Source organism: Pseudomonas sp. KCJK9000, from assembly GCF_046230725.1.
Lineage (GTDB): Bacteria > Pseudomonadota > Gammaproteobacteria > Pseudomonadales > Pseudomonadaceae > Aquipseudomonas > Aquipseudomonas promysalinigenes.
Map to the genome: position 1 here is coordinate 1 of NZ_JBJJLN010000059.1, position 22,340 is coordinate 22,340.

The window sequence follows — 22,340 nt, forward strand, 5'->3', positions numbered from 1 at the left end:
CTCGACCCCTTGCACCCCATGCAAGTGCGCTACCGGGCTGCGCTACGCCCCGACTGGGCTTGAAGCATGTTCTCAATGCTACCGAGAACGTTGAGGAATGTACCCTAACCTCATGATAAATGAAACCTTTTTCTCAAAAATTTTCACTCATCAGCAATCAAGCTACTTCTTCAACACCACCAACACATCCTCCAACTCGGCAATCATCTGCCGAATCAGCTGCTTGTACTGGCTTGACTCATCCTTCACCTCATCACTGGAAAGCCGCAACCGCGCCCCACCAATAGTGAACCCCTGGTCATACAGCAGGGCGCGGATCTGGCGAATCATCAGTACGTCCTGCCGCTGATAATACCGTCGGTTGCCCCGCCGCTTTACAGGGTTGAGCTGAGGAAACTCCTGCTCCCAATACCGCAGCACGTGTGGCTTGACCGCGCACAACTCGCTCACCTCACCAATGGTGAAGTAACGTTTGCCCGGTATGGGGGGCAGTTCGTCGTTATGGCTTGGTTCCAGCATAGGCCTCAACCCGGGCTTTCAACTTCTGCCCTGGACGAAAGGTGACGACGCGCCTTGCGGTGATCGGGATCTCTTCCCCTGTTTTGGGGTTGCGACCGGGCCGCTGGCGTTTGTCGCGAAGGTCGAAATTACCGAAACCGGATAACTTGACCTGCTCGTTCTCTTCAAGTGCGTGCCGAATTTCTTCGAAAAACAGCTCGACCAGCTCCTTGGCCTCACGCTTGTTAAGCCCCAGCTCCTCGTACAGCCTTTCGGCCATCTCAGCTTTCGTCAGAGCACCCATGCCGTTATTTCCTTAACGTGGTGTTCAACCTTTGTTCGAGCGAGGTGAGGATATTTTGCAGGGTAGTGTTCACCTCATCGTCGTTAAGAGTGCGCGATGGATGCTGCCAGGTCAAGCCGACCGCAAGGCTTTTTCTATCAGGATCAATGCCTTTACCTTGGTAGACATCAAACAGCCTGAGGTCTGTGAGCCATTCGCCTGCATTGTCACGAATTACTTCAAGCACACGTTGAGAAGCCACATCACGTCCTGCGATTAAAGCCAGGTCACGACGGGTTTCAGGGAACTTGGAGAGCTCGCTGAATTTAGGCAGACGACCTTCGACCACATCGCCCAGCACCAGCTCGAAGACGAACACCGGGCGATCCAGGTCCAGGGCTTTGGCCAGCTCCGGGTGGATGGCACCAAGATAGCCAACGTCCTTGCCGTCGCGCTGGATGACAGCGGTCTGGCCTGGGTGCAGGGCTGGGTGTTTGCCAGCGACGAAGGTGAAGTCGCTCAGCGCACCGCTGTAGCCCAACAGAGCTTCGACATCGGCTTTGACGTCGAAGAAGTCAATGGCATCGCGGCCGTTGGCCCAGCCTTCCGGTAAACGGCTGCCGGTAACGACCCCGGCGATCATTGGCTGCTGCTGCAGGCTATCCAGTTGGCCGACGAAGCGCAGGCCGCTCTCGAACAGGCGCACGCGGTCTTGCTGGCGGTTGAGGTTATGCTGCAGAGCCTTGACCAATCCCGGCCACAGCGAGGCGCGCATAGCGGCCATGTCGCTGGAGATCGGGTTGGCCAGCAGCAGAGGCTCTATGCCTGGGCTGAACAACTCGAACAGCTTCGGGTCGATGAAGCTGTAAGTGATGGCTTCCTGGTAACCGCGGGCAACCAGCAAGCGACGCAGATTCGGCAGCTCGCCGCGAGTTTCCGGGCGAGCTTGCGGCGCCAGGCGGGCTTGCGGATAACGCACAGGCAGATTGTTGTACCCGTAAAGACGGGCCAGCTCTTCGATCAGGTCGACTTCCAGGCTGATGTCAAAGCGGTGGCTTGGCACAGTTACCGTCCACTGCCCTTCCCCGCTGCGGCTGGTTTTGAGCGCCAGAGCATTGAGCAGTTGCTCGATTTGGGCCGGATCCATCTGCATGCCGAGCATCTGATCGATGCGCTCAGCGCGCAAGGTAATAGGCGCGATGTTCGGCAGATGCTGTTCGCTGACAGCCTCGACCACCGGGCCTGCTTCACCGCCGACGATGTCCAGTACCAGCTGGGTAGCGCGCTCGATGGCTTCGCGGGCCAACTGCGAGTCGACGCCGCGCTCATAGCGGTGCGAGGCATCGGTGTGCAGACCGTAGGACCGGGCTTTACCGGCGACGGAGATCGGCTCGAAGAAGGCGCTTTCCAGGAACAGGTCGCGGGTTTTTTCGGTGTTCACGCCGCTGTGCTCCCCCCCCATGACGCCGGCGATGGCCAGCGCGCGGGTATGGTCGGCGATGACCAGCGTATCGGCACGCAGGGCAACTTCCTGGCCGTCGAGCAGGACAAGCTTCTCGCCCTCTTCGGCCATGCGTACGCGGATACCGCCATTGATCTCGGCAAGGTCGAAGGCGTGCATCGGCTGGCCGAGTTCGAGCATCACGTAGTTGGTGATATCGACGGCAGCGTCGATGCTGCGCACGTCGCTGCGACGCAGGCGCTCGACCATCCACAGCGGTGTCGGCTTGCTCAGGTCGACGTTGCGAATGACCCGGCCCAGGTAACGCGGGCAGGCCGCTGGTGCGCTGACCTCGACTGGACGCACTTCATCGTGGGCAGCTGCAACGGCCGGCACCACAGGACGGGTGACTGGCACGTCGTAAAGGGCGCTGACATCGCGAGCCAAGCCGGCGATGGACAGGCAGTCACCACGGTTCGGAGTCAGGCCGATCTCGATGCTGGCGTCGTCCAGGCTCAGGTACTGGCGGATGTCTTGCCCCACCGGAGCATCGGTAGCCAGCTCCAGTAGGCCGTCATTTTCTTCGCTGATCTGCAGCTCGGCTGCCGAGCACAGCATGCCGAACGACTCGACACCGCGCAGTTTGGCCTTCTTGATCTTGAAGTCACCGGGCAATTCGGCCCCGATCATGGCGAAAGGAATCTTGATGCCTGGACGAGCGTTAGGCGCGCCGCAAACGACTTGGAAGGTTTCCTGGCCATTACTCACTTGGCAGACGCGCAGTTTATCGGCGTCCGGGTGTTGTTCGGTGGTGAGAATCTCACCCACCACGATGCCGGTGAACTGGCCGGCAGCGGGTGTCACGCTGTCGACTTCAAGGCCAGCCATGGACAGGCGGGCAACCAATTCATCACGGGAGACTTGCGGGTTTACCCAACCGCGCAGCCACTGTTCACTGAATTTCATGCTGTTCTCCTAGAAAGTGCGTCGATTGGGCCTAGCGGAATTGCGCCAGGAACCGCAGGTCGTTATCGAAGAACAGACGCAAATCGTTGACGCCATAGCGCAGCATGGCCAGGCGTTCGGCGCCCATGCCAAAAGCAAAGCCCTGGAACTCTTCCGGATCTATGCCAGACATGCGCAGCACATTCGGGTGCACCATGCCGCAGCCCATGACTTCCAGCCAGCCGGTTTGCTTGCACACCCGGCAGCCTTTACCGGAACACATCACGCACTGGATATCGACCTCAGCGGACGGCTCGGTGAATGGGAAGAACGATGGACGGAAGCGCACGGCCAGTTCTTTCTCGAAGAACACCCGCAAAAATTCCTCAATGGTGCCCTTGAGGTCAGCGAAGTTGATGCCACGGTCAATCAGCAACCCTTCGACCTGATGGAACATCGGCGAGTGGGTGATATCGGAGTCGCAGCGGTACACACGGCCCGGACAAACAATGCGGATGGGCGGCTGAGTGGACTCCATGGTCCGCACCTGTACCGGCGAAGTGTGGGTACGCAGCAGCATGTTCGCATTGAAGTAGAAGGTGTCGTGCATAGCCCGGGCCGGGTGATGGCCAGGGATGTTGAGCGCTTCGAAGTTGTGATAGTCGTCTTCGACCTCGGGGCCTTCGGCGATGCCGTAGCCGATATGGGTGAAGAACTGCTCGATGCGCTCGAGAGTACGGGTGATCGGGTGCAGCCCGCCAGTGGTCTGACCACGGCCTGGCAGGGTGACGTCGATGCATTCGGCAGCCAGGCGAGCGCTGAGCTCGGCTTCTTCGAAAGCTGCCTTGCGTGCGTTGAGCACCACAGTGACGCGCTCTTTGGCGTCGTTGATCAGCGCGCCGACTTTCGGGCGCTCGTCGGCCGGCAAGTTGCCCAGGGTCTTCATCACCTGAGTCAGTTCGCCCTTTTTGCCGAGGTACTGAACCCGGATCTGTTCCAGGGTATTGATGTCTTCAGCGCGCTCGACGGCCTCTAGGGCTTGGGAGACCAGCGCATCCAGGTTTTCCATGTACAGACTCCAGATACGAAAATAGGGGAAGAGCTTTGAAGGCTCTTCCCCTATCGATGACGTTCAATGCCCAGCGCCGCAAGCGCCGCCGGGTGATTGTCGCGGGTACTTAAGCCAGAACGGCTTTAGCTTTCTCGACAATCGCAGCAAACGCCGCTTTTTCGTTCACTGCCAGATCGGCCAGAACCTTACGGTCGATTTCGATCGAAGCCTTTTTCAGGCCAGCAATCAGACGGCTGTAGGACAGACCGTTGGTGCGGGCACCGGCGTTGATACGAGCGATCCACAGTGCGCGGAACTGACGCTTCTTCTGGCGACGGTCACGGTAGGCATATTGACCAGCCTTGATGACAGCCTGCTTGGCAACGCGGAATACGCGCGAGCGTGCACCGTAGTAGCCTTTAGCCAGTTTCAGAATTTTCTTGTGACGCTTACGAGCGATGACGCCACGCTTAACACGAGCCATGAGTAACTTCCTCTATCTAAACCAGAATTAACGTACGCGCAGCATGCGCTCGACTTTTGCCACGTCAGACGGGTGCAGCAGGCTGGCACCGCGCAGTTGACGCTTACGCTTGGTCGACATTTTGGTCAGGATGTGGCTCTTGAAAGCGTGCTTGTGCTTGAAGCCGGAAGCGGTCTTCAGGAAGCGCTTCGCAGCACCGCTCTTGGTTTTCATTTTTGGCATGTTGGAACTCCGCATTCGATAAAAATTACACAATAATCATCAGGCCTGCCGTGCCCGGGAGATTACTTCTTCTTTTTGGGGGCGATGACCATCATAAGTTGGCGTCCTTCCATCTTAGGATGCTGCTCAACGGTGCCGTATTCGGCAAGGTCGACTTCGACCCGCTTCAACAGCTCCATGCCCAGCTCCTGGTGGGCCATCTCACGACCACGGAATCTCAGAGAGATCTTGGCCTTGTCCCCATCGGTAAGGAAACGTACCAGGTTGCGTAGTTTTACCTGGTAATCCCCTTCTTCCGTCCCTGGACGAAACTTGATTTCTTTGATCTGGATCTGCTTCTGGTTTTTCTTGGCTTCGTTGGCCTGCTTCTTTTTCTCGAAGAGGTGCTTGCCGTAGTCCATGACCTTGCAGACGGGCGGTTGCGCGTCCGCAGAGATCTCTACCAGATCCAGCTTCGCTTCATCAGCGATACGAAGCGCTTCATCAATCGAGACGATGCCAATCTGCTCGCCGTCAGCGCCAATTAACCGAACCTCGCGTGCCGAGATATTCTCGTTGATCGGGGCTTTCGGTGCAGTTCGTTTATCGTTTCTCATTTCACGCTTAATAGTCATTACTCCGATTCTTGGCGACCACGCCGGGAAACCGCTTGTGTCAGAAGCTCAACGAATTGGGCGACGGGCATGGAGCCCAGGTCTGCGCCTTCGCGAGTACGCACAGCGACGGTTCGTGTTTCGACTTCGCGATCCCCTATAACCAAAAGGTACGGGACCTTGAGCAAAGTATGCTCGCGGATTTTAAAGCCGATCTTCTCATTTCTCAAGTCCGACTTGGCACGGAATCCGCTACCGTTCAGGGCATTTTCCACATCGAGCGCGAAATCGGCCTGTTTGTCGGTGATGTTCATGATCACAGCCTGGGTCGGTGCCAGCCAGGCCGGGAACACACCTGCATAGTGTTCGATGAGCATGCCGATGAAGCGCTCGAACGACCCGAGGATCGCGCGGTGCAGCATCACAGGGCGAACACGGCTGTTATCTTCGGCGATATAGCTGGCATCCAGACGCTCTGGCAGATTCGGATCGTATTGCAGAGTCCCGCACTGCCAGTTCCGGCCCAAGCAATCGCGCAGGGTGAACTCGATCTTCGGGCCGTAGAACGCACCCTCGCCCGGCTGGTATTCCCATTCCAGGCCCGACTCGTTCAGTGCATCGGCCAGCGCGCCTTCGGCACGGTCCCACAGCTCTTCGGACCCCACACGCTTGGCCGGACGAGTCGACAGCTTCATCGCGATATCGGTGAAGCCGAAGTCCTTGTAAACGTCCAGGGTCAGCTTGATGAAGTCGGCAGCTTCTTTCTTCACCTGGTCTTCGGTGCAGAAGATGTGCGCATCGTCTTGCACGAAGCCACGAACGCGCATGATGCCATGCAGGGCGCCCGATGGCTCGTTACGGTGGCATGCGCCAAACTCGGCCAGACGCAGTGGCAAGTCGCGGTAGCTCTTCAGGCCCTGGTTGAACACCTGCACATGGCATGGGCAGTTCATCGGCTTGACCGCGTAGTCACGGCTTTCCGAAGAAGTGGTGAACATGTTTTCGGCGTAGTTCGACCAGTGGCCAGACCGCTCCCAGAGGATACGATCGACAACCTGCGGGGTTTTGATCTCCTGATAGCCGTTGGCGCGCTGGATCTGGCGCATGTACTGCTCAAGTACCTGGTACACGGTCCAACCGTTGGCATGCCAGAACACCATGCCAGGCGCTTCTTCCTGCAGGTGGAACAGGTCAAGCTGCTTACCGATCTTGCGATGGTCGCGCTTTTCGGCCTCCTCGATGCGCTGGATGTAGGCAGCCAGCTGCTTCTTGTCGGCCCAGGCGGTGCCGTACACACGCTGCAACTGCTCGTTCTTGGCATCGCCGCGCCAGTAGGCGCCGGACAGCTTGGTCAGCTTGAAAGCTTTGAGGAAACGCGTGTTAGGCACGTGCGGGCCACGGCACATGTCAACGTATTCTTCGTGGTAGTACAGGCCCATGGCCTGCTCATCCGGCATGTCCTCGACCAGGCGCAGCTTGTAATCCTCGCCACGGGCCTTGAAAACTTCGATGACTTCGGCGCGCGGGGTCATTTTCTTGACCACGTCGTAGTCTTTCTCGATCAGCTCCATCATCCGCTTTTCGATGGCAGCCATGTCTTCTGGGGTGAAGGGGCGCTCGTAAGCGATGTCGTAATAGAAGCCTTCGTCGATCACCGGGCCAATCACCATCTTGGCCGTCGGGTACAGTTGCTTCACAGCGTGGCCAACCAGGTGGGCGCACGAGTGGCGAATGATCTCCAGTCCCTCTTCATCTTTAGGGGTGATGATCTGCAGCGTAGCGTCGTGTTGGATCAGGTCGCAGGCATCGACGAGCTTGCCGTCGACCTTGCCGGCCACCGTGGCCTTGGCAAGGCCCGCGCCGATGGATGCGGCGACGTCGGCAACGGATACGGCGTGATCAAACGAACGTTGACTGCCATCGGGAAGAGTAATAACGGGCATGGCGCCTCCTCTCCTAGTGGTGACCCCTACCAAAGGTCACGTGGGTTGGGATGAGCCAGTACAAGATCCGACCTGCCTTCTGATCAAGGAAGCCTGCCTCACAGTGGCAGAAGCCTTTCGGCTTGCAAGGGACGAACCAGAGTGACTGGAAAGAAAAAGATAGTTGCAAGCTGCGACATGTCAGCTGCAAGCCGGCCATGCTAGCACGGGGCTTGCACGCCACGCAGAATTATTTGGAAATTAGGCAGGTGCGGTGAACTAACGCAGAAACTTTCCTATCAGACCTTGGGAAGCATCCTACTCTTGCTGTGACCTTAACCCAAGGAGTAACTGGTTATGCGAGTACCGTCCCTTCTGGCCCTGGCGGCCGCTGGCGCCCTGCTGCTGCCTGTGGCTGCCAACGCTGGCAACTTCCCTGCCGGGAAGGAGGCCCACTACATGACCCAATGCCAACAGGTGGCCAGCGGACAGGGCGTTGACGCCGCGACCGCGAAAAAGCACTGCACCTGCGGCGCTGAGGCAATCAAGAAGAATTTCACCGATAAGGAGATCGCAGACCTGGACAGCACCGACGGCGTTGATGCCAAGCTGATGCAGAGGGCGCAAACTGCCGTACAAAATGCGTGCAAGCCCAAATGAGCCATGGACAGGGTGATTGAGGTGTTATTTGCCTTGGATCAATATCCTGCGAAGGTAAAAGGCGCTAGATGCGCAGAATTAGACTATGATGTCACCCGTGCTCCGTAGCCTCGGCCACATTGCACTACTGAAAATTAAAATGTCTGGAGATTCACCCCATGTCCAATCGCCAACAAGGCACCGTCAAATGGTTCAATGATGAGAAAGGCTACGGCTTCATCACCCCAGCAGGCGGCGGCGACGACCTGTTCGTACACTTCAAAGCCATCGAATCCGACGGCTTCAAGAGCCTGAAAGAAGGCCAATCTGTTTCCTTCGTCGCCGAGCGCGGTCAGAAGGGCATGCAGGCTGCGCAGGTTCGTCCGGAGTAATTCGGGCAGCTGTAAAAAAACCCGCCACTTGTGGCGGGTTTTTTTTGGGGCGTTGAACAGCCGCAATGCTCAAGCACAGCCTGAAATGCGATCAACCACAATTGACGCGCGTCACCACCCCTTGTTCATCCACGTTCAGATTGAGCCGCTCGGAGCGGTATTCGAGGGTGACCACATCGCGTGGTTTGAGAATGCGAGCTATCTGCGAACCACTGGCCTTGCGCGCTTGTTCGAGCAACTCGGCGCTGCCCTGCTTGCCGATGGCGAAATCGGCACCGCTGGCCTGACAGCGGCCATCGTTGCCCACCGACGCCTGAGCTGTCTTGCCTCCCTCCGAGTTGCCGTCGGTGCTGCAACCGGCCAAGACTGATGCCACCGCCAGGGTTGCCAGGAACGCACGGGTACGGAACATGAATCCTCCTAAAATCGATCTGGGAATTGCCTGATCCGACAACTCCACCCTGAAATCGTTGCAAAACCGCACAAGTCTGCCCGAACTCAAGGCAAGCGAGGCAAAAGCAATCGTGACCGAATTTTACCGCTCGCCCGACGAGTCGCTTGGTATGCGCCGCAAAGTCATGATTTACTTTAGGAATTGAAGGCACAATGCCTTCTTCGACCACCAGGATCCGGTGTTCGCCCCTCCGTCCCGGGCCCAAGCGAGAGCCTTTCATGAGCAGCCACAGCATCGACGCCGATATCAAGGTCAAATGGGCGGAGGGCCAGAGCGCCTATAGCCCCAGTACTCCCGAAGAGCTGCTGCTGATTGCAATCGACCTGCTGGTACGCGACCGCGGCGGCGAAGCCGCGCGCAGCTTCATCGACCAGGTAATCGAGCGTTACGCGCCACATGCGGTCACTGCATGCGGGCCAGTCGCGCGCTGAGCAGGTCGAAGAAGCCCTGAGCGTCACCTTGATTGACCCATAGCACATTGGCTGGCTGGTTGAGCACGCCGTACCAGTCGGCAACCGTCTGGCCGAACGTCGGGCCTTCACGGCTATCTATGCTCATATGAATGCGCCTGCCGCTGAACAACTCAGGTTTGAGCAGGTAAGCGATAACGCTGGCGTCGTGCACCGGCCCACCAGGCATCCCGTATACATCCATGTCGTGCTTGATATAAGCCAGAAGAATGTCGACTACCTGCTTGCTGACGGAGTTATTGACAGCTGCCAGTTGCTTGAGCCGGGCCTCGCTGGTGATGATTTTATGGGTGACATCCAGCGGCAGATAGGTGATTTGCACACCGCTGGCCAACACCACTTGCGCAGCATGCGGGTCGGCATAGAGATTGAACTCAGCCACAGGCGTGATGTTGCCACCGTTGAAATGCGCGCCGCCCATGACCACCACCTCCTTGATGCCGGTGACAATCTGCGGTTGCTGAATCAGCGCCAGCGCAAGGTTGGTCTGAGGGCCGAGCATGGCCAAGGTGATGCTGTGAGGCTTGGCATTGCCCAAGGTGTCGATCAGGTACTGCACGGCATTGCCTTCGGCCAGGGGCTTTTTCGGCTCGTGCACCTGCACACCAGTCAGGCCTTCTTCACCATGCACATCGGCGGCATAGATGGGCGCGCGCACCAGCGGCCGGCCCGCTCCGGCGTAGATCGGAATGTCTTCACGGCCAGCCCACTCACGCGCCAAGCGGGCATTGCGCGAGGTCTTTTCCAGGCGCACATTGCCGGCAACGGTGGTAATCGCGCGGATGTTGAATGCTTCGGGAGAGGCCATTGCCAGGAACAGTGCAACCACATCGTCGGCGCCAGGGTCGGTGTCGATGATCAGGTCACGGGCAGCGGCCTGAATGTGGGTAGTGGCGACTGCAGCCATAAGGGTGAGCCCTGTTAACAAAGGTTTGAGCATAAGGCACTCCTGTTGCCGTCAACATCATCGCAGAGCACCGCGTATCGCTTAAAGGATCCACAGCGCAGGTAAATTTTCAGTTGTTCAGAACGTGACGCCGGCTATCAATGCGATGTTGCTGTACGGTTGACATTCACCCGTGCGCACCACAGCCCGCGCGTTACGTGTGAGCACTTTGAAGGCGTCATGGCTTAGCCATTCACGCTTGCCCAACTTGCCCTTCAGGCGCTCGATTTCTACCAGAGCAGGCGGCACCACCGTCTGCATCTCCTCAGCCAGCACGTGGCGCTCCACCTGCAATTCGCTCAAGACAGCGCGCAGCACACTGGCAAAATCCGGCATCCCCGCGGTAACTGCCAGATCGATCAGTTCTACGCCTGGCGGCACTGGCAACCCGGCATCGCCGATCACCAGAATATCGCCATGCCCCATGCCGGCGATGGTCCGCGACAGCGCAATGTTCAAGAGCGTGGTCTTTTTCATGGGGCCAGTTCCACCAGATAAGGAATGGACGGCTGGGCACCGGCACGGGTGACCGACAACGCAGCCGCGCGCTGACCGAAGGCGATGGCTTCGCCCTCCTCTTGGCCTTGCACCAACGCTGCGGCGAAGCCGCCTATGAAGGTATCGCCAGCCGCCGTGGTGTCCAGCGGCTGCACAACGGGCGCCGGGAAATGCTGGCTGCCCTCACGGCTGACCAACAAGGCGCCTTGCGCACCAAGGGTGACGATCACCTTGCCAGCGCCCAATTGCAGCAAACGCTCGCCTGCGCGCCGGGCACTGTCCAAGTCATTGACCGGCATTGCCGTCAGCGCTTGTGCTTCACTTTCATTGGGCGTCAGATAGTCGATATTGGCGAACCAGTGCGCCGGCAAGGGCCCAATGGCAGGTGCCGGATTGAGGATGACCCGCTTACCCAGCGAGCGCGCCCTGGCAAGTGTCCAGGCCACGGTTTCAGACGGCACTTCGAGTTGGCAGATGATCACCTCGGCGGCCTGCAGCAGGGCATCGCAGCGCTGCACCGCCTCAGGCGACAGCAACCCGTTGGCTCCTGGGACGATGACGATGCAGTTCTGGCTTGCGGCGTCGACAGTAATCAACGCAACTCCGCTGGACACGCCAGGGCACACGCTAACCCCCTGGCAGTCCACCCCCTCTGCCTCCAAAGCTTGGCGCAGCTGCAGCCCGTAAGGATCGTCGCCAATATTACCGACCATAGCCACGCCGGCCCCCAGGCGCGCGGCCGCCACAGCCTGGTTGGCACCTTTACCACCCGGCACGGTGCAAAAGCTATCGCCGGCCAGGGTTTCACCCGCCCGGGGCAGCCGCGGGGCGCGGGCCACCAGGTCCATATTGAGGCTGCCGACCACCACTACCTTGGCATTCATCTAGCAATTCCTTAGCGGTAATCGTTGAACAGGTCCGGGCGCGGCCCGGTAGACTCACGCAGCACGATGCGCGGCGCGACAATCCGCTGGCAAGGCGCATCACGACCTTGCGTGATTATCCGCGACAGCAGCAGAGCCGCAGCACTTTCACCCAGCTCGCGGATCGATTGGCCGACGGTGGTCAGCGGCGGATACACGTAACGGCTCAGCTCGATATCGTCGAAGCCGATGACCGACAGCTCACCGGGGACGTTGATGTTGCGCTCGGCGGCGGCGCGCAGCACGCCGACGCCGATCATGTCGTTGCCGGCAAAAATCGCCGTCGGCCGCTCGCCGTCGAGCAATTGCGTAGCGGCGGCATGACCACCGGGGCTGGTGAAATCACAATGCAACACCCTCCCCGCCTCTACCGGGGCCTGGGCTTGCGCCATCGCTCGACGAAAACCGCTCAGACGCAACTGAGTAACGCCCGTCTGCGCAGGGCCGCCAATGTAGGCGATATCACGGTGGCCCAGCTCCAGTAGATGGGATGTCGCCAAATAGGCGCCCAGCTCGTGGTCGATGCGCACCATGTCTGCATCCACACCCTCAAGCTCACGGTCGACGATCACCATGGGGGTGCGCACGCCTGCCAGGCTCTGTAACAGGTCGGCATCCTCCCCGACCGAAGCCACCACTAGCCCATCGATGCGTTTTTCCAGCAACACGCGAAGGTAATTGCGCTGCTTCTGCGGGTTGTCATCGGAATTGCACAGGATCACGCAGTAACCATTGCGCTCGCAGGCATCCTCGATGCCCCGGGCCAGCTCGGCGAAGTACGGGTTGACGCTGCTGGGTACCAGTAGACCGATGGTGGCAGTACTGCGGGCCTTGAGCGAGCGAGCCACCGCGCTGGGCACATAGTCGAGTTCGCTGATGGCCGCCTCGACCTTGAGCCGTACTTGTTCGCTGACCGGGCGGGTTTTGTTGAGTACATGAGACACCGTGGTGTAGGAAATGCCCGCGAGGGCCGCGACGTCTTTGATAGTTGCCATGTTGTCAGTTCCGCCGACCTGCTCGCCGGCTACGATAAGTGTCGAGCACCACGGCGATGACGATGACCGCCCCGGTGATGATGCGCTTAGTGGGCTCCGAAGCGCCAATCTGCGCCAATCCTGCGGCCAGCACGGATATGATCAGCACCCCGAAGAAGGTGCTGACTACCGAGCCACGCCCGCCCATCAGGCTGGTACCACCGATCACCACGGCGGCGATCACCTGCAGCTCCATACCAGAGCCGGCATTCGGATCGGCTGCCTCCAGCCGCGAAATCTGGAACAGTGCAGCGAGCCCGGCAAGCAGGCCCATCAAGGCAAACACCAGCACCTTATAGGGCCGCGGATCGATGCCAGCCAGACGCACGGCCTCCTCGTTGGTACCTATACCGATCAGGTAACGCCCGAACACAGTGCGGGTCAACACCAACTGGGCCAGCACAATCACCAGCAAGGCGATGACGAACGCGGGCGAGATACCAAAGGCCAGTGGATTGGAAAACCAGGCATAGGCATCGCCGATATAGGCGGTGCGCGAATCGGTGAATTGATACGCCAGGCCACGGGCCATTTCCAGCACACCTAGCGATACGATGAACGAAGGAATGCGCCAGGCAACCGTGACTGCTCCGGTGATACTCCCAGCCATGGCGGCGACCGCCATGCCGAGCAAGGCCGCGGGCAGCAAGCCCCAGCCCCAGCCCAGGATCGCTACGCTGACGGTGGATGCCGCTAGGGCCAGCACCGAACCGACCGACAGATCGATACCGCCGATGATGAGCACGAAGGTCATGCCCACGGCCAGCACCATCAGGTCGGGGATCTGATTGGCCAAGGTGCTGAACGTGGCGTATGACCAGAAGTGGCTGCTCAGGAACGAGAACAGCACGATCATCGCCAGCAAGGCGCCGGCCAGGCCCAGATAGGTGCCCAGGCCGAAGTAACTACCGCTGCGGCGCACAGGTGCGCCTCTTGGAGTGTCGAGGGGTGTGGTTTTCATGCATCCATCCTGGGCGCTGCTTCGTGCAGCAGGGCATCGCGTTTTTGATAGCCGGCAAAGGCGGCGGCCAGAAGCTGGTCTTGGCTCCAGTGTTCGCGGTCGAAGGTATCAATCAGGCGGCCAGCGCTGAGCACGGCAATGCGATCGCAAATCAGCATGAGCTCGCGCAGGTCGCTGGATACCACCATCAGGGCCTTACCCTGGCGCGCCAGCTCGGCCAGCAGGCCGTATATGTCGAATTTGGCGCCGACGTCGATGCCTCGGGTAGGTTCATCGAACAGCAGCACCTGGCAATCGCGCTCCAGCCAGCGGCCGATCACCACCTTCTGCTGATTGCCGCCAGACAATTCACCGACCACCTGAGCAGGCCCGGCACTGCGGATGCGCATGGCGCTGATCTGGCGCTCGGCCAAGCTGTACTCCGCGTCACGGTCGAGCACGCCGGCACGGGATACGGCCGGAAAGTTACCCAGGGCGATGTTGGCACTGATCGATTGAGTCAGCAGCAGGCCCTCACCTTTGCGGTCTTCGGTAATCAGCGCAATGCCCGCCTTCACGGCAGCCTTGGGCGAGTCGATGGTGACCGTTGCCAACGGCTGGCCAATCGCAATGCTACCGCTGTCAGCGCGGTCTGCGCCGTATATCAACCGCAACAACTCAGTACGCCCGGCCCCGATCAAGCCACATACGCCGAAGATTTCCCCAGCCCGCACCTGTAACGAAACATCGCGCACCTTGTCGCCCCGGCACAGCTTGTCAACTTTAAGCAATGGCGCGCCGAGCGTGCGCCGGCCCAAGTCGATATGCTCGCCAATTTCACGGCCTACCATCAGGTTGACAAGCTCGGCGCTGGTATAGCGTTGGATGGGCTCATCACACACCAATTGGCCGTCACGCAGCACCACAATTCGCTGAGCTACACGCTGTAACTCCTCCAGCCGATGGGAGATGTAAACGATCGCCACACCGCGCTCGCGCAAACGCTGGATTTGGCCGAACAGCAGTTCCACCTCGCGAGCGCTGAGCATTGCCGTGGGTTCGTCGAAGATCAACACCCGGCAATCACCGATCAAGTTTCGAGCGATCTCGACCATCTGCTGATGGCCGATACCTAGCTCGCCTACCGGTGTGTCCGGGTCGATCGCATCCAGGCCGACCTGGGCCATGGCAGCCGTGGCCAGCTGGCGCAGGCGCTTGTGGCTGATCCAGCCAAAGCGGCTGGGCAGGTTGTCGAGAAATAGATTTTCCGCCACGGTCAGGGTTGGCAGGAGGTTCAGCTCCTGCATCACCATGCGCACACCCAGGCTTTCGGCATCGCTGCGGCTGGCCGGTGCATAGGCTCGGCCAAGATAGGTGAGATGGCCTGTAGTGGGTGCTTCCAGGCCACAGATAAGCTTGGACAAGGTGCTCTTGCCTGCCCCGTTCTCGCCGGTAAGTGCCAGCACTTCGCCGGCGCGCAAGGACAGGCTCACGTCGGTAAGCACCGGCTGCGCGTAGCTTTTACCCAACCCGCTGGCGGCAAGTACCACCGCATTGGCCGATACAGACATGGCCAGTTCTCCTGCTCAGATCAGGGCTTGGTGATGAGTTCTACCGGAGTCTGGATGACATTGTCGGCATCCACATCAGGTTTCTCGCCCTTGAGCATCTTCAGCGCAGCCTGAATGCCGTACACCGCCTGCTGGCTGGCAGCCTGGTCGAGCGTGGCGAGCACACGGCCATCCTTGAGCATCGGCTCGATCGCCTTGATGTTGTCGTACCCCACCACTTGAACCTGGCCAGCTTTGCCTGCGGCGCGCACGGCCGAGACAGCGCCCAGGGCCATACTGTCATTACCGGCCAGCAAGGCCTTGATGTCGGGGTATTCGTTGAGCATGGAGGCGGCGACCGCGTTGCCTTTGTCGATTTCCCAGTTGCCGGACTGCACCGAAACGATCTTCATCTGCGCGGCGTCCATTGCATCCTTGAAGCCTGCAGTACGCTGTTGAGCATTGGTAGTGGTCGACACGCCTTCGATGATGCCAACCTGATCACCAGCGGTTAGCTTTTGCTTAGCCAGATATTCGCCAACCAAACGCGCGCCCTTACGGTTGTCGGGGCCGACGAAGGGTACGCTGATGCCCTTGCTCTTGAGCAGGTCTGGGTCCAGGCGGTTATCGATGTTGATGACGACAACGCCTTGGTCCATGGCCTTTTTCACGGCCGAGACCAGCGCCTTGGAATCTGCCGGAGCTATCACCAGGGCCTTGGCGCCAGAGTTGACCATTTGCTCGACGATACGAATCTGCTCGCCGGTATCGGTCTCGTTCTTGATGCCGTTGGCAACCAGTTCGAAATCTTCGGAATGGGTTTTTTGATAGTCTTTGGCGCCGTCTTCCATGGTGCGGAAGAACTCATTGGCCAGCGATTTCATCACCAGTGCAACTTTGGGTTTTTCCTCTGCATGCACAGCAACGCTGAGAGATAGCGAGGACACAAGGGCAGCGGCCAGCAGACGACCGGGAAGGGGCAGCTTCATGAGTTGACTCCGAATCTTGTTTTTTTATCGGGTCGCAAACGTTTGCGTTGAATAACTATGGAAACAAGACACAGATTTGTCAAATCAGTTTTGCTGGCTGACGCAAGAGGCTGATGAATTCGATTATCCGGGATTTTTCCGAAAAACCGAACGGCTTTTCCTCAAGCGTTCGGGGTCCCGAATAGATACCGCTGCCACCAGGCTTGGGCTGCGCTCCACTAGCGAAGCCTATGGCCCGTAGCATCACGGCCAGATCGGTTTTACAGCGACAGCTGCCTCAGTTATCACACTTGGTACGGAATCTGCGTGTTGCCGTGTGCGACTCAGCACCCATCTCATTAGGAAGAGAGAGAACAATAAACATGAATGCTGCACTAAAGAGCTTCGCTCCCAGCGCCCTGGCGCTAATGTTGATACTGCCCGCCTGCGCATCGGCCGAAGAAGCCCAAACCCAGCAAAAATTGGCCAATGTCGTCATCCTGGCCACCGGCGGCACTATTGCCGGCGCCGGCGCAAGCGCTGCTAACAGCGCAACCTATCAAGCGGCCAAACTGGGCGTCGACAAACTGATTGCTGGTGTTCCAGAGCTGGCTGAACTTGCCAACGTGCGCGGTGAGCAGGTGATGCAGATTGTCTCCGAAAGCATTACCAATGACGATCTGCTAAAGCTCGGCAAGCGCGTTGCCGAGCTGGCCGACAGCAAAGACGTCGACGGCATCGTCATCACCCACGGCACCGACACGCTGGAAGAAACGGCTTACTTCCTGAACTTGGTTGAAAAGACCGACAAGCCGATCGTAGTCGTCGGCTCCATGCGACCAGGCACGGCAATGTCTGCCGACGGCATGCTCAACTTGTACAACGCCGTAGCGGTGGCCAGCGATAAACAGTCACGGGGCAAGGGTGTGCTGGTGACCCTAAACGACGAAATCCAGTCCGGTCGCGACGTAAGCAAGGCGGTTAATATCAAGACCGAAGCATTCAAGAGCGCTTGGGGGCCGATGGGTATGGTAGTGGAAGGCAAGTCTTACTGGTTCCGCCTGCCAGCCAAACGCCACACCGCCGATTCGGAGTTTGACATCAAGCAGATCAGCAGCCTGCCGCAGGTGGATATTGCCTACAGCTATGGCAACGTGAGCGACACAGCCTACAAGGCGCTGGCGCAGAGCGGTGCCAAAGCGATCATTCATGCCGGCACCGGTAATGGCTCAGTATCGTCGCGGGTAGTACCCGCGCTACAAGAGCTGCACAAGAACGGCGTGCAGATCATTCGCTCTTCCCACGTCAACCAGGGCGGCTTCGTTTTGCGCAATGCCGAACAGCCTGACGACAAATATGACTGGGTGGTGGCGCATGACCTGAACCCGCAAAAGGCGCGGATTCTGGCGATGGTGGCCATGACCAAGACACAGGACAGCAAAGAGCTGCAACGCATCTTCTGGGAGTATTGATTCCACTCAAGTCGAGGCCGGCGTGGCGCCCACATCGGCCTCTGCTCTAACTAAGCCACGAAAATCCTGTATCGAGCCCGTTGCGAAATACCTTGCCTTCAAATACTGTACGCACATACAGCAAAAACAAGGAATCGCCCCCGTGGCCAATACCGACTCCGCAACCGCCAGCAGTTACCAGCAACTGGGCCTGCGCATTCAGAAGATCATCAATAACCCCCTCGCCCAGCGCAGCCGCGCCGCGCTGATCTTCCGCCACGAACACGAGTCGCCCGATGATTGGGAAACCTTGCTCGAAGAAATCGCCGAGAACGATAACGTTACCCTCGCCCACCGCGATGATGGTGGCGTGCAAATCTTCTGGACGGTGCCCAAGGAAGATTGAGGTTTAGGCCAGTGTCTGCAAGTAGGCACTGGCCTCACGGTAACGGGCCAGCCGCGCTAGGTCGGCGGGGCCTGGCGTGGCAATACGAGAGAGGTCGCTATTGTCGGCAAGATCGGCCAATTTGACGGTACGTGCCAATGGGTCACTTCCCAAGCGCACCACAAAATCCTGGTAGCTTTCGCCCTGGTTGCGGCTCAAGGCCAGCAACGCGGCAAGAATTTTCAGTGGGAAGCCCTCCCGCGCTAGATCGGCGAGGGTGAGCGGCGTGTCTTCCATCACATCATGCAGCACAGCAACGATACGCTGCTCGGGTGTACTGACGCGCATCATCACCCGCAGCGGATGGAGGATATAAGCCGCTCCACCCTTGTCACACTGCCCTTCATGAGCCCTAGCAGCAACGGCAATGGCCCGCTCAAGCGTAGACATGAGGCCCTCCCCGTTTGGCTCGTCCCAAATCAAGCATAGCCGGGGACGGCTAGAGATTACAGTTAACGCTGAGCACCGTGCTGGATGACGATCGAATCGGTACCCAGCTTGGCCATTACCTCTGCCTTGCGTGCGTCGGCCTCGGCCTTGCTCGGGAATGGCCCCATCAGCACTACGGGCTTGCCGTCGCGGTACTCGACCGAGGACGGGATGCCCTTTTCGATCAGGCGGGCGGTCATGTCGCTCAGGGCGCCCATGTTGGCTCCTTGGATCACCTCGACATCCCACCCCTCAGGAGCCGGCTGACCCGCAAGGGCCTCGGCACGACGTTGCAGGTCGGCACCGCCGCAGTGTTCGCGGATACGCAGATTATCGCCGCCGCCATCAACGATGATTTCGTACTGCCCATCGGCACCTTTGATGGCGACATAGCTGCGGTACGGCTCGTATTGGCCAGCATCGTCCTTGCCGCGAACCTGACCGCAGATGGTGCCCTTGGTGTCGATCCGCACGTTGCCGAACTTGGCCGTCTTTGGGTTGTGCAGGTGCTCGGCGACCTGCTGATGAACACCTTCGACCTCGTTCTCACAGCCCGCCAGGGCCAGCACTGCCACTACCACTGCCAGTTTGCGCACGCGTGTACCTCCAGATTCGAAGGCGCGGATTCTACCATGGGCGCTCAGAGCGGCGCCCGCGACCAAAGGTTACATGCTGCTTCATGTGGAAACTGAGAATGCAAAAAGGGCGACCCTTGCGGATCGCCCTTCTTGATGCCCCGAAGCGGGACTTTGTTTGGTAGGCACAATTGGACTCGAACCAACGACCCCCACCATGTCAAGGTGGTGCTCTAACCAACTGAGCTATGTGCCTGTCGTGTGGTGCGCATATTAGTGATGCCGCTCACCCCTGTAAAGCGTTTTTTTCAAAAAAATCAAAAACTTTGAGATTTTTTTAAGGGTCTGATCGCGGGACTTGAAATGCATCATAATGCAAAAAGGGCGACCCATACGGATCGCCCTTTTCGATGCCCGGATACCGGGGCTTTGTTTGGTAGGCACAATTGGACTCGAACCAACGACCCCCACCATGTCAAGGTGGTGCTCTAACCAACTGAGCTATGTGCCTGTCGTGTGGTGCGCATTCTACGCAATCCCAAAAGCGTGTCAACACTTTTTTTTGCGCTAACTCACTGAATCTAAAACTGTTTATAGAAAACAGCCTGCTTCAGGCCAGTAAAGGATTTTCAACGGACGACTAGCGGGTGTTTATTATTATTGATAGCATCGGTACATTCGTTAAAAATATAAAACACGAGGTTTCTGCAGCATGGCTAACACCCCCTACCCCCAGTCCTACTACGCCGCCTCGGCTAACCCGGTGCCGCCACGTCCGGCGCTGCAGGGTGAGGTGGAAACCGATATCTGCATCATCGGTGCCGGCTACACCGGCCTGTCCAGTGCATTGTTCCTGCTGGAAAATGGCTTCAAGGTGAGCATTGTCGAAGCCGCCAAGGTCGGCTTCGGCGCTTCGGGCCGCAACGGTGGTCAGATCGTCAACAGCTATAGCCGCGACATCGACGTCATCGAGCGCACCGTTGGCCCCAAGCAGGCACAACTGCTGGGCCACATGGCGTTCGAGGGCGGGCGCATCATCCGTGAGCGCGTGGCCAAGTACAACATTCAATGCGACCTCAAAGACGGTGGCGTATTTGCGGCATTGACCAGCAAGCAGATGGGTCACTTGGAGTCGCAAAAGCGCCTGTGGGAACGCTTCGGCCACAATCAGTTGGAGCTGATGGACCAAAAGCGTATCCGTGAGGTCGTGGCATGCGACAACTATGTTGGCGGCATGCTGGACATGAGCGGCGGCCACATCCACCCGCTGAACCTGGCGTTGGGCGAAGCGGCCGCGGTCGAGTCGCTGGGCGGCATCATTTATGAGCAAACCCCGGCCGTGCGCATCGAGCGTGGCGCCAACCCGGTGGTACACACCCCTCAGGGCAAGGTCCGCGCCAAATTCATCATCGTCGCTGGCAACGCCTACCTGGGCAACTTGGTACCAGAGCTTGCCGCCAAGTCGATGCCGTGCGGCACTCAGGTGATCACCACCGAGCCACTGGGTGAAGAACTCGCCCGCACCTTGCTACCCCAAGACTACTGCGTGGAAGACTGCAACTACCTGCTTGATTATTACCGCCTGACCAGCGACAAACGCCTGATTTTCGGCGGTGGTGTCGTGTACGGTGCGCGCGATCCAGCCAACATCGAAGCGATCATTCGCCCGAAGATGCTCAAGGCATTCCCGCAGTTGAAAAACGTCAAGATCGACTACGCGTGGACCGGCAACTTCCTGCTGACCTTGTCGCGCCTGCCCCAGGTTGGGCGCATCGGCGACAACATCTACTACTCCCAAGGGTGCTCGGGCCACGGCGTGACCTACACCCATCTGGCGGGCAAAGTGCTGGCCGAAGCACTCCGTGGTCAGGCCGAGCGCTTCGACGCGTTCGCCGAACTGCCGCACTATCCATTCCCCGGCGGCCAGATGCTTCGGGTACCGTTCAGCGCCATTGGTGCCTGGTACTACAGCCTGCGCGATCGCCTGGGCTTCTGATGTAGACGGGCTTGGCCTGATTGCGCTTGTTCGGCGATCAGGCCTTCGCCCCCGGCACTACCTGTTCAAGCTGCGCACAGCCTGTTTTGCCGCAATCTCCTGGCCCGCTCGCGCCAGTTCGTCGGCAGCTTGAAGCCAGCGCTGAGGGTCGACTTGCGCTGGCAGCTGGCGAGGCGGTTGAACCAGCACCGCCCAACTTCCCTCCTCTGCCCACGCCGAAGCAAAGTCATCGAAAGCCACCGTCTGGCGCCGGTGCATACCAGAACGCAGCAGCACGCGCCGCTTGAAACTGTCATAGCCGATCAGGATCGCGTAACGCGGCTCGCTCCACCACGCCGAGCCCTCCCGATAACGCACCAGTACCGGATTCCCAGCAGCCACTTGGGTCAGCAACGCGTCCAGCTGTTTATCCAGGGGGTACACGACCATGCCGTACTCGCGTGCCACCTTTGGAATGCTGGTGCCGAGTGCCTCGACGCCTGTTGGAAGATCAAGTGGCTTGTCCAGCAAGCCTGGTGTAATCGGCGCGCCCTGTTGGGACAGCAGCGCGGCCAACGCCATAGCCCCGCTGTGGTTGGCATTGCCGCGGTAGAACGGCACGCTGCTGATTTCGACCCGTTGTGGCATGCCCTTGAGGTTTGCATGGGGGGCACTGGCGCAGCCGCTCAGAGTTGCCACCACCAGGCAGGCAGCCAATAGCTGGCCTGGGCCAGCCCACCGACGCTTGCAGGGATATTGCTCCATGGATACTCGCTTGTTCCGATGCCGGGCGGGCAGCGCCCAGCTTTTGCCACTGATCATAAGGCTACACACAGCTCGGGAATAGTCTGACGAGCGATTGGAATCAATCGATTTAAGCAATCGACCTTTGATCAATGGAACGTCACGGGCAGGCAGCTAGACTAAAGCAGTGTCTGGAGGGCAAACCACAAGTTGGCCCAAGAGAAGGAGGCACACATGAGCCTGACCATGGCTATTCTCATGCTGGTGGGTATGTGGCTGAGTGTCGCGGCCGCCATGCTATGGGGTGTTCTACGTATCGTAAGGCGTCATTCCCAGCATCATCCGCTGCCACCACAAGCCCCGGCCAAGGCACGGCCGACTCAAAGGGCACAGCAGCATGCCGGGGTGCACTGAGGTTTCTTAAGGTGTATGCAAACGGGGCGCCGAGCGCCCCGTTTTTTTTCATCA

At 59.0% G+C, this 22,340-nt stretch carries 26 protein-coding genes and 2 tRNA genes; 7 read left to right on the forward strand and 21 right to left on the reverse strand.

Annotation, left to right across the window (positions count from 1 at the left end; all coding sequences use genetic code 11):
- Nucleotides 1-162: 162 nt before the first annotated feature.
- The 8 genes from ACK59H_RS19780 to thrS form a co-directional block, all read right to left on the reverse strand.
- A complete protein-coding gene (locus ACK59H_RS19780) occupies nt 163-519 on the reverse strand; it encodes a MerR family transcriptional regulator (protein WP_011533210.1) in 357 nt (118 codons plus the stop codon).
- Complete coding sequence (gene ihfA / locus ACK59H_RS19785) at nt 500-802, reverse strand: integration host factor subunit alpha (RefSeq protein ID WP_003250679.1); 303 nt, start codon at nt 800-802, stop codon at nt 500-502. Before ihfA ends, ACK59H_RS19780 begins: the two co-directional genes overlap by 20 nt.
- Nucleotides 803-806: 4 nt before the next feature.
- Complete coding sequence (gene pheT, locus ACK59H_RS19790) at nt 807-3,188, reverse strand: phenylalanine--tRNA ligase subunit beta (protein ID WP_409264804.1); 2,382 nt, start codon at nt 3,186-3,188, stop codon at nt 807-809.
- 31 nt (nt 3,189-3,219) lie between these two features.
- Nucleotides 3,220-4,236 (reverse strand): phenylalanine--tRNA ligase subunit alpha, encoded by a 1,017-nt coding sequence (gene pheS / locus ACK59H_RS19795; protein ID WP_054887103.1) that lies wholly within the window; start codon nt 4,234-4,236, stop codon nt 3,220-3,222.
- A gap of 109 nt (nt 4,237-4,345) precedes the next feature.
- Nucleotides 4,346-4,702 carry a 50S ribosomal protein L20 gene (gene rplT / locus ACK59H_RS19800; protein WP_003250671.1) on the reverse strand — a complete coding sequence of 119 codons (357 nt, stop codon included), beginning with the start codon at nt 4,700-4,702 and terminating at the stop codon, nt 4,346-4,348.
- A gap of 27 nt (nt 4,703-4,729) precedes the next feature.
- The gene (gene rpmI / locus ACK59H_RS19805; RefSeq protein WP_003250667.1) at nt 4,730-4,924 is read right to left on the reverse strand and encodes a 50S ribosomal protein L35; all 195 of its coding nucleotides are present in this window, start codon (nt 4,922-4,924) and stop codon (nt 4,730-4,732) included.
- Nucleotides 4,925-4,986: 62 nt separating this feature from the next.
- Nucleotides 4,987-5,538, reverse strand: a complete 552-nt coding sequence (gene infC, locus ACK59H_RS19810) for a translation initiation factor IF-3 (RefSeq protein ID WP_186478189.1) — start codon at nt 5,536-5,538, stop codon at nt 4,987-4,989.
- Nucleotides 5,538-7,460 (reverse strand): threonine--tRNA ligase, encoded by a 1,923-nt coding sequence (gene thrS / locus ACK59H_RS19815; protein ID WP_409264805.1) that lies wholly within the window; start codon nt 7,458-7,460, stop codon nt 5,538-5,540. The genes infC and thrS overlap by 1 nt, the downstream gene beginning before the upstream one ends.
- Before the next feature lie 336 nt (nt 7,461-7,796).
- Between thrS and ACK59H_RS19820 the strand changes: the two genes are divergently transcribed.
- Both ACK59H_RS19820 and ACK59H_RS19825 read left to right on the forward strand, forming a co-directional pair.
- Nucleotides 7,797-8,099: a hypothetical protein gene (locus ACK59H_RS19820; RefSeq protein ID WP_060480250.1), complete on the forward strand. Its 303-nt coding sequence runs from the start codon at nt 7,797-7,799 to the stop codon at nt 8,097-8,099.
- A gap of 158 nt (nt 8,100-8,257) precedes the next feature.
- Complete coding sequence (locus ACK59H_RS19825) at nt 8,258-8,470, forward strand: cold-shock protein (RefSeq protein WP_409264807.1); 213 nt, start codon at nt 8,258-8,260, stop codon at nt 8,468-8,470.
- 91 nt (nt 8,471-8,561) lie between these two features.
- Here ACK59H_RS19825 and ACK59H_RS19830 read toward each other — a convergent pair whose 3' ends face one another.
- Nucleotides 8,562-8,882, reverse strand: coding sequence for an I78 family peptidase inhibitor (locus tag ACK59H_RS19830; protein WP_409264808.1), 321 nt, complete (start codon nt 8,880-8,882; stop codon nt 8,562-8,564).
- Nucleotides 8,883-9,142: 260 nt separating this feature from the next.
- Between ACK59H_RS19830 and ACK59H_RS19835 the strand changes: the two genes are divergently transcribed.
- Nucleotides 9,143-9,355, forward strand: coding sequence for a hypothetical protein (locus ACK59H_RS19835; protein ID WP_397468039.1), 213 nt, complete (start codon nt 9,143-9,145; stop codon nt 9,353-9,355).
- Here ACK59H_RS19835 and ACK59H_RS19840 read toward each other — a convergent pair.
- The 7 genes from ACK59H_RS19840 to ACK59H_RS19870 form a co-directional block, all read right to left on the reverse strand.
- Entirely contained in the window at nt 9,327-10,334 is a 1,008-nt protein-coding gene (locus ACK59H_RS19840; RefSeq protein WP_409264809.1) for a nucleoside hydrolase, read from the reverse strand. The genes ACK59H_RS19835 and ACK59H_RS19840 overlap by 29 nt on opposite strands.
- Before the next feature lie 84 nt (nt 10,335-10,418).
- Nucleotides 10,419-10,817: a D-ribose pyranase gene (rbsD, locus tag ACK59H_RS19845; protein WP_060480475.1), complete on the reverse strand. Its 399-nt coding sequence runs from the start codon at nt 10,815-10,817 to the stop codon at nt 10,419-10,421.
- Nucleotides 10,814-11,722 (reverse strand): ribokinase, encoded by a 909-nt coding sequence (gene rbsK, locus ACK59H_RS19850; protein ID WP_409264810.1) that lies wholly within the window; start codon nt 11,720-11,722, stop codon nt 10,814-10,816. The genes rbsD and rbsK overlap by 4 nt, the downstream gene beginning before the upstream one ends.
- Before the next feature lie 11 nt (nt 11,723-11,733).
- The gene (locus ACK59H_RS19855; protein ID WP_060480477.1) at nt 11,734-12,756 is read right to left on the reverse strand and encodes a LacI family DNA-binding transcriptional regulator; all 1,023 of its coding nucleotides are present in this window, start codon (nt 12,754-12,756) and stop codon (nt 11,734-11,736) included.
- Nucleotides 12,757-12,760: 4 nt separating this feature from the next.
- Nucleotides 12,761-13,756: an ABC transporter permease gene (locus ACK59H_RS19860; RefSeq protein ID WP_261743593.1), complete on the reverse strand. Its 996-nt coding sequence runs from the start codon at nt 13,754-13,756 to the stop codon at nt 12,761-12,763.
- Complete coding sequence (locus ACK59H_RS19865; protein WP_409264811.1) at nt 13,753-15,306, reverse strand: sugar ABC transporter ATP-binding protein; 1,554 nt, start codon at nt 15,304-15,306, stop codon at nt 13,753-13,755. Before ACK59H_RS19865 ends, ACK59H_RS19860 begins: the two co-directional genes overlap by 4 nt.
- A 20-nt stretch (nt 15,307-15,326) precedes the next feature.
- A complete protein-coding gene (locus tag ACK59H_RS19870) occupies nt 15,327-16,274 on the reverse strand; it encodes a sugar ABC transporter substrate-binding protein (protein ID WP_060480480.1) in 948 nt (315 codons plus the stop codon).
- A gap of 362 nt (nt 16,275-16,636) precedes the next feature.
- Between ACK59H_RS19870 and ACK59H_RS19875 the strand changes: the two genes are divergently transcribed.
- Both ACK59H_RS19875 and ACK59H_RS19880 read left to right on the forward strand, forming a co-directional pair.
- Nucleotides 16,637-17,725 (forward strand): asparaginase, encoded by a 1,089-nt coding sequence (locus tag ACK59H_RS19875; protein WP_060480481.1) that lies wholly within the window; start codon nt 16,637-16,639, stop codon nt 17,723-17,725.
- Between the two features lie 142 nt (nt 17,726-17,867).
- On the forward strand, nt 17,868-18,110 hold the full coding sequence (locus ACK59H_RS19880) for a DUF1654 domain-containing protein (RefSeq protein ID WP_060480482.1): 243 nt from the start codon (nt 17,868-17,870) through the stop codon (nt 18,108-18,110).
- A gap of 3 nt (nt 18,111-18,113) precedes the next feature.
- On the opposite strand, the gene ACK59H_RS19885 is transcribed toward ACK59H_RS19880, so the two are convergent.
- The 4 genes from ACK59H_RS19885 to ACK59H_RS19900 all read right to left on the reverse strand — a co-directional run bounded on the left by ACK59H_RS19885 (nt 18,114) and on the right by ACK59H_RS19900 (nt 19,664).
- A complete protein-coding gene (locus ACK59H_RS19885) occupies nt 18,114-18,539 on the reverse strand; it encodes a GTP pyrophosphokinase (RefSeq protein WP_060480483.1) in 426 nt (141 codons plus the stop codon).
- A 62-nt stretch (nt 18,540-18,601) separates the two neighbouring features.
- Nucleotides 18,602-19,174 carry an SPOR domain-containing protein gene (locus tag ACK59H_RS19890; protein WP_060480484.1) on the reverse strand — a complete coding sequence of 191 codons (573 nt, stop codon included), beginning with the start codon at nt 19,172-19,174 and terminating at the stop codon, nt 18,602-18,604.
- A gap of 158 nt (nt 19,175-19,332) precedes the next feature.
- Nucleotides 19,333-19,409 (reverse strand) — tRNA-Val (locus ACK59H_RS19895).
- 178 nt (nt 19,410-19,587) lie between these two features.
- A tRNA-Val gene (locus ACK59H_RS19900) sits at nt 19,588-19,664 on the reverse strand.
- Between the two features lie 201 nt (nt 19,665-19,865).
- On the opposite strand from ACK59H_RS19900, the gene ACK59H_RS19905 reads away from it, so the two are divergent.
- The gene (locus ACK59H_RS19905; RefSeq protein WP_060480485.1) at nt 19,866-21,149 is read left to right on the forward strand and encodes an FAD-binding oxidoreductase; all 1,284 of its coding nucleotides are present in this window, start codon (nt 19,866-19,868) and stop codon (nt 21,147-21,149) included.
- Nucleotides 21,150-21,206: 57 nt separating this feature from the next.
- Here the strand turns inward: ACK59H_RS19905 and ACK59H_RS19910 are convergent, their stop codons facing one another.
- Complete coding sequence (locus tag ACK59H_RS19910) at nt 21,207-21,950, reverse strand: peptidase C39 family protein (RefSeq protein ID WP_060480486.1); 744 nt, start codon at nt 21,948-21,950, stop codon at nt 21,207-21,209.
- Nucleotides 21,951-22,106: 156 nt separating this feature from the next.
- Here ACK59H_RS19910 and ACK59H_RS19915 point away from each other — a divergent pair, with 156 nt between their 5' ends.
- Nucleotides 22,107-22,286 carry a hypothetical protein gene (locus ACK59H_RS19915; protein WP_060480487.1) on the forward strand — a complete coding sequence of 60 codons (180 nt, stop codon included), beginning with the start codon at nt 22,107-22,109 and terminating at the stop codon, nt 22,284-22,286.
- Nucleotides 22,287-22,340 lie beyond the last annotated feature (54 nt).